Consider the following 12,619-nt stretch of genomic DNA (forward strand, 5'->3'; position numbering starts at 1 on the left):
TGTCGTGAGACAGGTGGGGCGCCAGTGGTGCCCACGCTGAAACCGCGTCGTACCAACAAGGCGTACCAGGTAATGTCACAGGATTGACTGGCCCGAAACAGATGTAGGAGCGGCCTTGCGTCGCGATGCGCCGCGCGGGCGGCGCTCGATCTGATAGGCGCTGCAAGAGTTACGGCGAACACCTTGAAAGGCCTGGCGTTTAGGCTGAATACACAAAGACATGTCTGACTAACATCCGACAACCTTCAGAATCCTCCAACACATCATTCGGAAGTCGGGGTCTTTAGCAACATCCCCCTGCACGGCAATGTTCCTGGCCAAGGTAAATTCCAAGGAATGTGGATGTGCAGTTCTGCACAGGCTCAGGCCTGTTCGTTCATCGTAATCGCCATCGCGACAGCGCCTGACCCGAACGTACACGCCCGGCGGATTGTGTGACTGGCCGTTCCCGATCCGCGCCGGATGTATTATGGTGGCGGGGTGCGCATATAAAAGCAGCCCGCCGTGTTCGGGCCAGAGCAATGAGGGTGTCATGAGTAACGAAAGCATTAACTGGGACAAGCTGGGTTTCGACTACATCAAGACCGACAAACGTTACCTGTCCGTATGGCGTAACGGCGAGTGGGACAAGGGCACCCTGACCGAAGACAATGTGCTGCACATCAGTGAAGGCTCCACCGCCCTGCACTATGGCCAGCAGTGCTTCGAAGGCCTGAAGGCCTACCGCTGCAAGGACGGTTCGATCAACCTGTTCCGCCCGGACCAGAACGCCGCGCGCATGCAGCGCAGCTGCGACCGCCTGCTGATGCCACGGGTCTCGACCGAACAGTTCATCGAAGCCTGCAAGCAGGTGGTCAAGGCCAACGAAAAATTCGTGCCGCCGCACGGCAAGGGCGCGCTATACCTGCGTCCGTTCGTGATCGGCACCGGTGACAACATCGGCGTGCGCACCGCTCCCGAGTTCATCTTCTCGGTCTTCGCCATCCCGGTCGGTTCGTACTTCAAGGGCGGCATGACCCCGCACAAGTTCCTGATCTCCGACTACGACCGCGCAGCCCCGCAAGGCACCGGCGCAGCCAAGGTCGGCGGCAACTACGCGGCCAGCCTGCAACCAGGCTACGAGGCCAAGAAAGCCGGCTTCGCCGACTGCATCTACCTCGATCCGCTGACCCACAAGAAGATCGAGGAAGTCGGCTCGGCCAACTTCTTCGGCATCACCGCCAACGACGAATTCGTCACGCCGAAGTCGATCTCGGTATTGCCGGGCATCACCCGCCTGTCGCTGATGGAACTGGCCGAATCGCGCCTGGGCCTGAAAGTGATCGAAGGCGACGTGGAAATCGACAAGCTCGACCGTTTCATCGAAGCCGGCGCCTGCGGCACCGCCGCGGTGATCACGCCGATCGGCGGTATCCAGTACAACGGCAAGCTGCACGTGTTCCACAGCGAAACCGAAGTCGGCCCGGTCACCCAGAAGCTCTACGCCGAGCTGACCGGTATCCAGAGCGGTGACGTCGAAGCCCCGGCGGGCTGGATCGTCAAAGTCGCCTGAGGCGCCAGCCTGCAGTGAAGACGGGGCATGCCAGCGATGGCATGCCCCATTTTTCTTGGAACCTCCACGCCCCCCTGTAGGAGCGGGCTTGCCCCGCGAAACAGGCACCGCGTTGCATGGCACCGGCTTCGCCGGTCTTCGCGGGACAAGCCCGCTCCTACAGGGGAATGCGTCTCCCATACAGCCAGATGAATTTTTCTTAAATCGCCGGTTGTCTATTCTTTGGCACAATCAGGTCTCCACTCGCCGCCCAGGAACCAGCATGCCTCGCGTACTGACCATCGAAGACGACGCCGTCACCGCCCAGGAAATCGTCGCCGAACTGTCCAGCCACGGTCTGGAAGTCGACTGGGCCGACAATGGCCGTGAAGGCCTGGCCAAGGCCATCGCCGGCGGCTATGACCTGATCACCCTCGACCGCATGCTGCCCGAGGTCGATGGCCTGACCATCGTCACCACTCTGCGCAACCTGAAGATCACCACGCCGATCCTGATGATCAGCGCCCTGTCGGACGTCGACGAGCGCGTGCGCGGCCTGCGCGCCGGCGGCGACGACTACCTGACCAAGCCGTTCGCCTCCGACGAGATGGCCGCCCGGGTCGAGGTGCTGCTGCGTCGCAACAGCGTGCCGATGACCCAGACCCGCCTGCAGGTCGCCGACCTCGAGCTGGACCTGATCAGCCACGAGGCGCGCCGCGGCGAACAGGCGCTGAACCTGCTGCCCACCGAGTACAAGCTGCTCGAGTACCTGATGCGCCACTCCGGCCAGGTGATCACCCGGATGATGATCTTCGAGGAAGTCTGGGGCTACCACTTCGACCCCGGCACCAACCTGATCGACGTGCACATCGGCCGTCTGCGCAAGAAGATCGACTCGCCCGGGCAGAACCCGCTGATCCGTACCGTGCGGGGCTCCGGCTATGCCATTGCCGAACCCGTCTAAGGGCTGGAGTTCCTCCACCAGCCGCCTGCTGGCGCTGTACAGCTTCCTGTTCGTGGCCTGGAGCAGCATCCTCATGGGGGTGCTGTACTTCGAGGTCACCAGCTACCTGAACAAGCTCACCCGTCATTCCATGCTTCAACGCCAGCACCTGTTCGCCCATATGAGCGGCAAGCAGCTGGACGACGCGCTGATCGCAAGCCAGGCCTTCGAGGAGCGCAGCTTCGACGCCTACGGCCTGTTCGACCCCCAGCTCAACCCGATCGGCGGGCGCATCCGCAGCATCCCGCCGGAGCTGGGCCTGGACGGCAAGGTGCATGAGCTCAAGCGCTGCCTGGACGCCGACGATCCGCACCTGCCCCGCGACAGCTGCGACGCCGTGGCAATCAAGGTCCAGGACGGTCGCTGGCTGGTGCTGGTGCGCGACAACGGCTCGCTGTTCGTGGTCACCCGGATCATTCTCGACGCCCTGCTCTGGGGTATTTCCCTGACCCTGATTCCAGGCTTCGCCGGCTGGTACCTGCTGCGCCGCCGACCGCTCAAACGCATCCGGGCGATCCAGGCCCAGGCCGAACTTATCGTCGCCGGTGACCTGACCCACCGCCTGCCGGTGTCAGTGCGCCGCGATGAACTGGACATGCTGGCCGCCATCGTCAACGCGATGCTCGACCGCATCGAAAGGCTGATGCATGAGGTCAAGGGGGTTTGTGACAACATCGCCCACGACCTGCGCACGCCCCTGACCCGCCTGCGCGCCCAGCTCTACCGCATCCGCCAGCAAAGCGGCAGCGACTCCGCCGAAGGCGCGGCGCTGGACCAGGCGATCGGCGAGACCGACACGCTGATGGCGCGCTTCCGTGGCCTGCTGCGCATCAGCGAGCTGGAAGACCGCCAACGCCGCGCCGGCTTCGTCCAGCTCGACCCGCAGGCCTTGCTGGTGGAGCTGCACGACTTCTACCTGCCTCTGGCCGAGGATGGCGGCATCCGTCTGCAGCTGGAGCAGCCCGCGCAACTGGCGGCCCTGCATGGTGATCGGGAATTGCTGTTTGAAGCCCTGGCCAACCTGGTAGGCAATGCGATCAAGTTCACCCCGCAAGGCGGCCAGGTGCGCATGGTCGCAAGCGAAGACGATCAAGGCGTGCATATCGCCGTCGAGGACAGCGGGCCGGGGATTCCGGCGGATGAGCGCGAGGCGGTGTTGAAGCGCTTCTACCGCAGTGAGGAAGGCCATCGCCACGCGGGGTTCGGGCTGGGGTTGTCGATCGTCGCGGCGATCGTCGACCTGCATGGGTTTGGATTGGAGGTGGGGGCCAGCGAGTGGGGTGGAGCCAAGTTGGTGTTGCATTGCCCATTGGTTGGGGTAGTTCAATAAAGAGCGGGGCCGCTTTGCGGCCCTTTCGCGGCACGAGGCCGCTCCTACAGGGGACCACGCAGCTCTGTAGGAGCGGCCTCGTGCCGCGAAAGGGCTGCGCAGCAGCCCCAGTGGCGCCAATCAGTCAGCCAGGCGCCAGGTGGTGGTGCCCTTGCTGTCTTCCAGCACCACGCCCATGGCGGTCAGCTGGTCGCGGATGCGGTCGGACTCGGCCCAGTTCTTGTCGGTGCGTGCCTGCAGACGCGCCTGGATCAGCGCCTCCACTTCGGCGGCATCGACCTTGCCCTCGGCGCCGGCACGCAGGAAGTCATCGGCCTCCAACTGCAGCACGCCCAGCACATCCCCCAGCTCGCGCAGGCGACCGGCCAGGCCGGCGGCGGCCTCGGGGTCGCTGTCGCGCAGGCGGTTGATCTCGCGCACCAGGTCGAACAGCACGGCGCAGGCCTCAGGCGTGCCGAAGTCGTCGTTCATCGCCACGGTGAAGCGCTCGACGAACGCCTCGCCGCCCTTGGCCGCGACCCGCGGCAAGCCGCGCAGCGCGTGGTAGAAGCGCTCGAGCGCGCCCTTGGCGTCGCGCAGGCTGTCCTCGGAGTAGTTGATCGCGCTGCGGTAGTGGCTGGCCACCAGCAGGTAGCGCACCACTTCCGGGTGGTACTTGTCGAGCACGTCGCGGATGGTGAAGAAGTTGTTCAACGACTTGGACATCTTCTCGCCATTGATGCGGATCATGCCGCAGTGCATCCAGGCGTTGGCGTACTGCTTGCCGGTGGCCGCCTCGCTCTGGGCGATCTCGTTCTCGTGGTGCGGGAACTCCAGGTCGCTGCCGCCGCCGTGGATGTCGAAGCTCTCGCCCAGGCAGCAGGTGGACATCACCGAGCACTCGATGTGCCAGCCCGGACGGCCCGGGCCCCACGGCGAATCCCAGTAAGGCTCGCCGGGCTTGACACCCTTCCACAGGACGAAGTCCAGCGGGTCCTGCTTGGCCTCGTCGACCTCGATGCGGGCGCCGATGCGCAGGTCTTCGATCTTCTTGCGCGACAGCTTGCCGTAGCCGACGAACTTGCCGACCCGGTAGTACACGTCGCCGTTGCCCGGCGCGTAGGCATAGCCCTTGTCGATCAGGGTCTGGATCATCGCGTGCATGCCGGGGATATGGTCGGTGGCACGCGGTTCCAGGTCCGGCGGCAGGATGCTCAGGCGCCGCTCGTCCTCGTGCATCGCGTCGATCATGCGGGCAGTCAACGCGTCGAACGGCTCGCCGTTCTCGTTGGCCCGGTTGATGATCTTGTCGTCGATGTCGGTGATGTTGCGCACATAGGTCAGCTCATAGCCGCTCTTGCGCAGCCAGCGGGTGACCAGGTCGAAGGCCACCATGCTGCGACCATGGCCCAGGTGGCAGTAGTCGTACACGGTCATGCCGCACACGTACATGCGCACCTTGTTGCCGTCCAGCGGCTTGAAAACTTCCTTGGTCTTGCTCAGCGTGTTGTAGATGGTAAGCACGAAGGTTCCTCAGCTGCCCCACGAATCGCGCAGGGTCACGGTCCGGTTGAATACCGGGCGACCCGGCTGGGAGTCTTTCAGGTCGGCGCAGAAGTAGCCTTCGCGCTCGAACTGGAAGCGGTCTTCTGGCTGGGCCTGGCCCAGGGAAGGTTCCGCGCGACAACCGCTGAGTACCTGCAGCGAATCGGGGTTGATGTTGTCGAGGAAGCTGCCGCCGTCTTCGGTCTTCTCCGGGTTGGCGGAGCGGAACAGGCGGTCGTACAGACGCACTTCGCACTCGACGCTGCCTTGCGCCGGCACCCAGTGGATCACGCCCTTGACCTTGCGGCCTTCGGGGTTCTTGCCCAGGGTGTCCGGATCGTACGAGCAGCGCAGTTCGACGATGTTGCCGCCTTCGTCCTTGATCGCCTCGTCGGCGCGGATCACGTAGCTGCCGCGCAGACGCACTTCACCGGCCGGCTCCAGGCGCTTGTAGCCCTTGGGCGGCTCTTCCATGAAGTCGTCGCGGTCGATGTACAGCTCGCGGGCGAACGGCAACACGCGCACGCCCATGTCTTCCTTCGGGTGGCGTGGCAGTTCGAGCTGCTCGACCTGGCCCTCGGGGTAGTTGGTGATCACCACCTTCAGCGGGCGCAGCACGCACATCGCGCGTGGCGCGGTGCGATCGAGGTCGTCGCGGATGCTGAACTCGAGCATCGCCATGTCGACCACGCCGTCGGAGCGGTTGGTGCCGATCATCTCGCAGAAATTGCGGATCGAGGCCGGGGTGTAGCCGCGACGGCGATAGCCCGACAGGGTCGACATGCGCGGATCGTCCCAGGCCTCGACGTGGCCTTCGTCCACCAGCTGCTTGAGCTTGCGCTTGGAGGTGATGGTGTAGTTCAGGTTCAGGCGGCTGAACTCGTACTGGCGCGGGTGCGCCGGCACCGGCAGCTTGTCGAGGAACCAGTCGTACAGCGGACGGTGGCTTTCGAACTCCAGGGTGCAGATCGAGTGGGTGATGCCTTCGATGGCGTCCGACTGACCGTGGGTGAAGTCGTAGTTGGGGTAGATGCACCACTTGTCACCGGTCTGGTGGTGGTGGGCATGACGGATGCGGTACAGGATCGGGTCGCGCAGGTTCATGTTCGGCGAGGCCATGTCGATCTTGGCGCGCAGCACGCGCTCGCCGTCCTTGAACTCGCCGGCCTTCATGCGCGCGAACAGGTCCAGGTTCTCCTCGACGCTGCGCTCGCGGAACGGGCTGTTCTTGCCAGCCTCGGTCAGGCTGCCGCGGTATTCCTTGGCCTGCTCGGGGGTCAGGTCGCAGACATAGGCGTTGCCCGACTTGATCAGCTCCACGGCCCAGGCGTGCAGCTGCTCGAAGTAGTCCGAGGCATAGCGCACCGGGCCTGCCCACTCGAAGCCCAGCCATTTGACGTCACGCTGGATGGAGTCGATGTACTCCTGGTCTTCCTTGGCCGGGTTGGTGTCGTCGAAACGCAGGTGGCAGGCACCGCCGAATTCCTTGGCCAGGCCGAAGTTGACGCAGATCGACTTGGCGTGACCGATATGCAGGTAACCGTTGGGCTCCGGCGGGAAACGGGTGACGATGCTCTGGTGCTTGCCCGAGTCCAGGTCGGCCTGGACGATCGGCCGCAGGAAGTTCACAGGGACGGCGGGTGCGCCTTTGGCAGCGGCGTTTGGCGCGTTGTCGGCAGTGGGCTTGCTCATAGTGTCCTTGAATGCAGGTAGCCGGCCCGGGTAGGCCGATTGAATCAAAGCGCCTATCATAGCCGAAGCAGTCAAGCTGCTGACAGCCGAAGTGCCCACAAAAGTGCCTTCAAAGTGGCACGTTTTGTCGGCGCGAGGCGGCGCAATCCGGCACAATGGCGGCCCAGCGGCCTGTGTCGCGGTGGCCTGATCCTGCGTCAGGTACTCCGAGCGCCCTGCGCACACTCATTTCCGAATGCCTTGAAAGAGCGATTTTCAGCATGTCTAAAGTCAAACTGAGCACCAACCACGGCGATATCGTCCTGCAACTGAATGCCGAGAAAGCCCCGCTGACTACCGAGAACTTCGTTCAGTACGTCAAGGAAGGCCACTACGATGGCACCGTATTCCACCGTGTGATCAAGGGCTTCATGATCCAGGGCGGCGGTTTCGAGGCTGGCATGAGCCAGAAGAAAACCCGCGCCAGCATCCAGAACGAAGCCGACAACGGCCTGAAGAACACCAAGTACAGCATCGCCATGGCCCGCACCATGGAGCCGCACTCGGCCTCCGCGCAGTTCTTCATCAACGCCTCCGACAACGACTTCCTCAACCACAGCGGCAAGAACGTCCAGGGCTGGGGCTACGCGGTCTTCGGTGAAGTGATCGAAGGCAAGGAAATCGTCGACGCCATCGAGAAAGTCGCCACCGGTTCCAAGGCCGGCCACCAGGACGTGCCGAAAGACGACGTGATCATCGAGAAAGCCGAGATCATTGAGTGATACTGCTGATCTCCGATCTGCACCTGCAAGAAGAACGCCCGGATATCACCCGGGCGTTTCTTGATCTGCTCGACGGCCGCGCCCGCCACGCCAAGGCGCTGTACATCCTCGGCGACTTCTTCGAGGCCTGGATCGGCGACGATGCGATGACGCCGTTCCAGCAGTCGATCTGCCAGGCCCTGCGCCGGCTGAGCGACAGCGGCACGGCGATCTACCTGATGCACGGCAACCGCGATTTCCTCATCGGCCAGGCGTTCTGCGACGCCGCCGGCTGCACCCTGCTGGCCGACCCCAGCGTGGTCGAGCTGGGTGGCGAGGCGGTGCTGCTGATGCACGGCGACACCCTGTGCACTCGCGATGTGGCCTACATGAAGCTGCGCCGCTACCTGCGCAACCCGCTGAGCCTGTGGATCCTGCGGCACCTGCCGCTGGGCACGCGGCACAAGCTGGCGCGCAAGCTGCGCAGCGAAAGCCGCTCGCAGACGCGCATGAAGAGCACCGAGATCGTCGACGTCACCCCCGAGGAAGTGCCCAAGGTGATGGCCGCCCACGGCGTGCGCACCCTGATTCATGGCCACACCCACCGGCCGGCGCTGCACAAGCTGGTGGTCGATGGCCAGCCGGCGCGGCGTATCGTGCTGGGGGACTGGGACCGGCGGGGCTGGGCGTTGCAGGTGGACGAACAGGGCTTCCAGCTGGCGCCGTTCGAGTTTTCCTGAACGACAAACGCACAGCCCCCTGTAGGAGCGGCCTCGTGCCGCGAAAGGGCCGCAAAGCGGCCCCCCGATATCAGCGATTATGCAAAGATCGCCGGGGCTGCTTTGCAGCCCTTTCGCGGCACAAGGCCGCTCCTACAGAGGACGCCTGATTACTGGGCGATGACCACGCGCCCCTTATCCCGCTCACTGATCACATACCGCCGATACTGCGGATCAGCCTTGATCTGCGCGTCGGTAAACGGGATCGGCGCCAGTTGCTTGGCCGCGAAGGCCCGCGTCTGGTCGGCGGCATGCGCCGACGCCTTTTCGCTCGACAGCGAGAACGCCAGCAATCCCTGGGCCTTTGGCCCCTGCTCGGTGAAGCTGACCACCTGCAGATAGCTCGAACCACTGACCACCAGGCGCTTGCCCGGCCCCACCGGCACACTGACCATCGCGTTGTAGACCCCCAGGGCCTGCGGACCACCGGGCACCGGCGTGCCATCGGCAGCCTGCTGGATTTCCCCCCAACGCTGATCGGCGGCGATGCCCGCCTTGCCCACCTGCTCCAGCGACGCCAGCGCCGCCTCGCGCAGCAGCTTGCCTACCGCGCCCTGCTCCACCGCCAGGCCACGAGGCGTGTGCTGCGGGTCGGCCGGATCGAACGGCACGCGCCAGCTTTGCGGGTGCTCGGCCAACGCACCAGCGATATTCATGAAATGGACCAGGCCGACGCCGCTGTCCAGGTCGGCCTTGCCATTCCAGGTCCGAAGGCTGACGCACACTGACTCAAGATCCGCCTCCACGCCCTTGCACCACTGCAGCAGGTCCGGCAGCAGCAGGCTGGCCTGGTACACCTCGTCGTCGAACACCATGCGCTGCAGCTCGGCGACACCCAGCTTGTCCCTGCCCTGCAGGCGCTGCAGGGCAAAACGGCTGCGCATGCCCAGGGGCTGGTCGGCACGGCTGACCAGCGGCGAGAAACCGGTCAGCGGCTGGGCCGGGTTGGCCATCCACGCCGAGTCGTTGGCGTGCTGCACATAGTCACGGCGCTCCAGGCTCGGCAGCAGGTTCGCCGGGAAGATCCCCGGCTGGGCCGCCTGCGCATCGACCTTCCACTGGCAGGCGCTGCGCGAGCCATCGAGCACCACCAGCGGGCCGGACGCCGCCGGATTGCTGCACTGCGCCAGCAGCGGCTGGTCGACATAGGGCACCACCGACTGGTTCAGGTACAGGGCCTGGCCGGCGGCATCCACCGCCAGGGTGTTGACCCAGGGGATACCCTGCAACTGCCCCACCGAGGCCTTGAGCGCCTCCAGGCTATCGGCGCGGTTGATCCGGTACCACTGCTGCAGCACCCGGGTATTGTCCAGGTTGGCGTCGCGCAGGCTGTAGGCCGCCTGGTTGTCCCAGTCCAGCCGCCCTGGCCACTGCACCACCGGGCCGAACTTGGACAGGTGGATAGTGCGCTCCACCTCGCTCAGCGTGCCGTCCTTGCCCTTCACCATGACCTTGAGCTGTTTGCGCTCGAGCGGCAGCGACTGGCCGTCATACAGGTAACGAGTGGCGTCCTTGGGGTCCAGTTGCAGACGGTAGAGGGTGAAATGCTTCGAGGTGTCGACGGTATGGGTCCAGGCCAGATGGCGGTTGAAACCGATATTGACCACCGGCAGGCCCGGCAGGGCCGCGCCCATCACATCCAGCTGCCCGGGGATGGTCAGTTGCATCTGGTAGAAGCGCATGCCGCCGATCCAGGGGAAATGCGGGTTGGCCAACAATAGCCCGCGACCATTGGCCGAACGCTCGCTGCCCACCGCCACGGCGTTGCTGCCACGTTCGGCGGCGAACTGCGCCTGGCGCGCCAGGGCCACGCCGTAGTCGACCGCCGGGCGTTGCGCCGCCAGCTTCGGCGGGGTCGCGGCCACCACCGCCTCGACGAACTGGCCGACACCGCCTTCGGCCAGCAGGCGCCGGGTCAGCTTGACCAGGTCGCGGCTGCTGATCGGCCGCACCCAGTCCCCTGCCCCGCACTCGGCCGGCAGGCCCTGGGCGCGCCGCTCGCCCAGGGCACGGTTATAGCCGCTGGCGTAGCCGTCGAGCAGGTCACGCACCGCCACCGGTTGCGCCTGCAGGAAGGCGTCCACTGCCGCCGATTCGTTCAGCCAGGTGAAGAACAGGTCGCTGGACAGGTTGTCGCGCTGCTCGACCGTCTTGGCGTCGCCACCGAAATAGCGCGAGCGCTCGCCATTGACCGTCAGCACCTCGTTGGCCAGCAGGCACAGGTTGTCCTGGGCGTAGGCATAGCCGATGCCGTAGCCCAGGCCGCGTTCGTCCTTGGCCAGGATATGCGGCACGCCAAAGCTGGTGCGGCGGATCTGCGCAGAGGCCTCGTCGGCGACCTCCCGTGCCTGGACGGCCAGGCTGGAGGCAACCAGGGCGGCGGCAAGGCCCAGGCGGAACAGGGGAAGAGGGATCACAGGCACTCCTCGTGCTATCGGGGTCATCCCGAACAGACGAATGGCCGGATGAAAATTTTACGTTCGACGCGAGGCTGCAACGTTCTCAACAGAACGTGTCAGATTTTTTTCACCGAGGGTTGCAGTTTTGTCGATCTCATTCGTCTTTAGATGTGAGGCACCCATGATTTCGGGACAGTCCACGAAAAGGAGCATTCACATGTATAACCCGCAACAAACGCTATCGGCGCCGCCCGCCCCAGGCCAGGCCGCCGCCCCCCAGGAGGAACGCGTGGGCAACGAACAGATCCGCGAGCTGCTGCGCGCCTATGGCCTGCGCACCAGCCTGATCCGCCTGAAGGTCATCGACGCCCTGCACACCGCCGGGCGCAGTGGCCGCAGCATTGGCGTGCGCGGCGTGCATGCACAACTCGAGCAACTGGATATTCCCTTGTCGTTCCTGAGTGTGCGCGAGGTGCTCAAACGCCTGTGCAGCGAAGGCGTGATCAGCCTGGGCAGCGACAAATGCTACAGCCTCAACCCCCAGGCCTGGGCCGTGCTCGAGCAACCCGTCTCGCGTTGAGCGCATGGCCGGCAAGGATATGCCGGCCCGCCCGCCTCAGGGCTTGACCTTGCGCCGCAGGATCCCGTTGATCACCACCACTACCACCGCGATGGCGATGGCGATGTACTGGAACGTCTGCTCGCTGATAGTGCCCTGCTTCTGCAGGTAGCTTAGGCCGAGCATGATTCCCAGGACCACCAGGATGATCAGGATCGAGTATTTGAGGCGCTGCACGTGGGTCATCGGAAATTCCTTGCGACATCGGGGACATGAGGCTCCAGCGGAGCCGACGCCATGATACCTCGCCCGCTTTTCCCCCGCTGAAGTTCCTGCCCGCCCCCCTTCCCTGCACATACCTCCTCACCCCAGGACACCCGGGCGTGTCTGCGCGCGCACGCCTGGGTCACACACCCAAACCGCCATCATGGAACCCCTTCACTAGACGGTTTGGGGCCTGTAGCTAAAGGGTGAGGGCGTTTCCTACTTCGCGCTATCAGGTTACCCGCAAACAACAGGCAGTTGCGGCTACAAGCTCCGGTCCGCTTCGCGCCTAGCGACCCTTTCCGCTGCTGTTCGAAAATCGGACCACGCCACTCGGACCGCCACCTGTGGCCGACCACGCCGCAGCCAACCGGGCCTCGGCGTCTGCCAAACCTACATGACGGAAGGAACCATTTCGTGGAAACGCCAGACCTGAGCAATATCGACATCACCCAACTGCCTCAATCGCTGCAGGCGCTGATCGAGTGCGTCGGCCTGGACAGCGCCTACCGCCTGACCTGTGCCTTCGGCGGACGACCCAAGTACATTCCCAAGCACCGCGACCGCAGCAAGCTGGCCGATGTGCTGCCATCTGCGGCGCTCGACGCGCTGATCGAGCGCTACGCCGGTCTGGCCCTGGAAATCCCCAAGCCCGACCACTTCCAGCGCCAGTTACGCAACAAGCAGATCCAGAAGGAAAGCGCCAGCGGGCTGTCGCGCAGCCTGCTGGCCAACAAGTACGGTCTGAGCTTGCGACAGATCGGCAACATTCGGCGTCAGGAGTGCCATGCCCGCTAA

11 protein-coding genes are annotated in these 12,619 nt (G+C 64.6%); 7 read left to right on the plus strand and 4 right to left on the minus strand.

What is annotated here, in order from left to right; genetic code table 11:
• The first annotated feature begins 532 nt into the window (after nucleotides 1-532).
• The 3 genes from POF53_RS18155 to POF53_RS18165 all read left to right on the plus strand — a co-directional run bounded on the left by POF53_RS18155 (nucleotide 533) and on the right by POF53_RS18165 (nucleotide 3,864).
• Complete coding sequence (locus POF53_RS18155; protein WP_203646838.1) at nucleotides 533-1,552, plus strand: branched-chain amino acid aminotransferase; 1,020 nt, start codon at nucleotides 533-535, stop codon at nucleotides 1,550-1,552.
• A 262-nt stretch (nucleotides 1,553-1,814) separates the two neighbouring features.
• A complete protein-coding gene (locus POF53_RS18160; RefSeq protein ID WP_050706019.1) occupies nucleotides 1,815-2,495 on the plus strand; it encodes a response regulator transcription factor in 681 nt (226 codons plus the stop codon).
• A complete protein-coding gene (locus tag POF53_RS18165; protein WP_498968839.1) occupies nucleotides 2,473-3,864 on the plus strand; it encodes a sensor histidine kinase in 1,392 nt (463 codons plus the stop codon). The genes POF53_RS18160 and POF53_RS18165 overlap by 23 nt, the downstream gene beginning before the upstream one ends.
• Before the next feature lie 120 nt (nucleotides 3,865-3,984).
• On the opposite strand, the gene cysS is transcribed toward POF53_RS18165, so the two are convergent.
• Complete coding sequence (gene cysS / locus POF53_RS18170) at nucleotides 3,985-5,367, minus strand: cysteine--tRNA ligase (RefSeq protein WP_498968841.1); 1,383 nt, start codon at nucleotides 5,365-5,367, stop codon at nucleotides 3,985-3,987.
• A gap of 9 nt (nucleotides 5,368-5,376) precedes the next feature.
• Nucleotides 5,377-7,080 (minus strand): glutamine--tRNA ligase/YqeY domain fusion protein, encoded by a 1,704-nt coding sequence (locus tag POF53_RS18175; RefSeq protein WP_203646844.1) that lies wholly within the window; start codon nucleotides 7,078-7,080, stop codon nucleotides 5,377-5,379.
• Nucleotides 7,081-7,340: 260 nt separating this feature from the next.
• Between POF53_RS18175 and POF53_RS18180 the strand changes: the two genes are divergently transcribed.
• Together POF53_RS18180 and lpxH are read left to right on the plus strand one after the other, a co-directional pair.
• Entirely contained in the window at nucleotides 7,341-7,841 is a 501-nt protein-coding gene (locus POF53_RS18180) for a peptidylprolyl isomerase (protein ID WP_217866050.1), read from the plus strand.
• Nucleotides 7,838-8,560 (plus strand): UDP-2,3-diacylglucosamine diphosphatase, encoded by a 723-nt coding sequence (lpxH, locus tag POF53_RS18185; protein ID WP_498968844.1) that lies wholly within the window; start codon nucleotides 7,838-7,840, stop codon nucleotides 8,558-8,560. Before POF53_RS18180 ends, lpxH begins: the two co-directional genes overlap by 4 nt.
• Nucleotides 8,561-8,709: 149 nt before the next feature.
• Here lpxH and pvdQ read toward each other — a convergent pair whose 3' ends face one another.
• Nucleotides 8,710-11,016, minus strand: coding sequence for a bifunctional acylase PvdQ (gene pvdQ, locus POF53_RS18190; protein ID WP_498968846.1), 2,307 nt, complete (start codon nucleotides 11,014-11,016; stop codon nucleotides 8,710-8,712).
• 199 nt (nucleotides 11,017-11,215) lie between these two features.
• Here pvdQ and POF53_RS18195 point away from each other — a divergent pair, with 199 nt between their 5' ends.
• The gene (locus tag POF53_RS18195; protein WP_232855219.1) at nucleotides 11,216-11,578 is read left to right on the plus strand and encodes a fe2+ zn2+ uptake regulation protein; all 363 of its coding nucleotides are present in this window, start codon (nucleotides 11,216-11,218) and stop codon (nucleotides 11,576-11,578) included.
• A gap of 36 nt (nucleotides 11,579-11,614) precedes the next feature.
• Here POF53_RS18195 and POF53_RS18200 read toward each other — a convergent pair whose 3' ends face one another.
• Complete coding sequence (locus POF53_RS18200) at nucleotides 11,615-11,803, minus strand: hypothetical protein (protein WP_011533313.1); 189 nt, start codon at nucleotides 11,801-11,803, stop codon at nucleotides 11,615-11,617.
• A 435-nt stretch (nucleotides 11,804-12,238) separates the two neighbouring features.
• Here POF53_RS18200 and POF53_RS18205 point away from each other — a divergent pair, with 435 nt between their 5' ends.
• Nucleotides 12,239-12,619: a Mor transcription activator family protein gene (locus POF53_RS18205; RefSeq protein WP_232855220.1), complete on the plus strand. Its 381-nt coding sequence runs from the start codon at nucleotides 12,239-12,241 to the stop codon at nucleotides 12,617-12,619.

Origin of the sequence: Mitsuaria sp. RG, assembly GCF_028369275.1 — a bacterium.
GTDB lineage: Bacteria > Pseudomonadota > Gammaproteobacteria > Pseudomonadales > Pseudomonadaceae > Aquipseudomonas > Aquipseudomonas peradeniyensis.

Bases quoted from the DNA above. Each gene is read 5' to 3' on its own strand.
- POF53_RS18155 (WP_203646838.1), top strand. From the start codon at position 533: ATGAGTAACGAAAGCATTAACTGGGACAAGCTGGGTTTCGACTACATC.
- POF53_RS18160 (WP_050706019.1), top strand. From the start codon at position 1,815: ATGCCTCGCGTACTGACCATCGAAGACGACGCCGTCACCGCCCAGGAA.
- POF53_RS18165 (WP_498968839.1), top strand. From the start codon at position 2,473: ATGCCATTGCCGAACCCGTCTAAGGGCTGGAGTTCCTCCACCAGCCGC.
- POF53_RS18175 (WP_203646844.1), bottom strand. From the start codon at position 7,080: ATGAGCAAGCCCACTGCCGACAACGCGCCAAACGCCGCTGCCAAAGGC.
- POF53_RS18180 (WP_217866050.1), top strand. From the start codon at position 7,341: ATGTCTAAAGTCAAACTGAGCACCAACCACGGCGATATCGTCCTGCAA.
- POF53_RS18195 (WP_232855219.1), top strand. From the start codon at position 11,216: ATGTATAACCCGCAACAAACGCTATCGGCGCCGCCCGCCCCAGGCCAG.
- POF53_RS18200 (WP_011533313.1), bottom strand. From the start codon at position 11,803: ATGACCCACGTGCAGCGCCTCAAATACTCGATCCTGATCATCCTGGTG.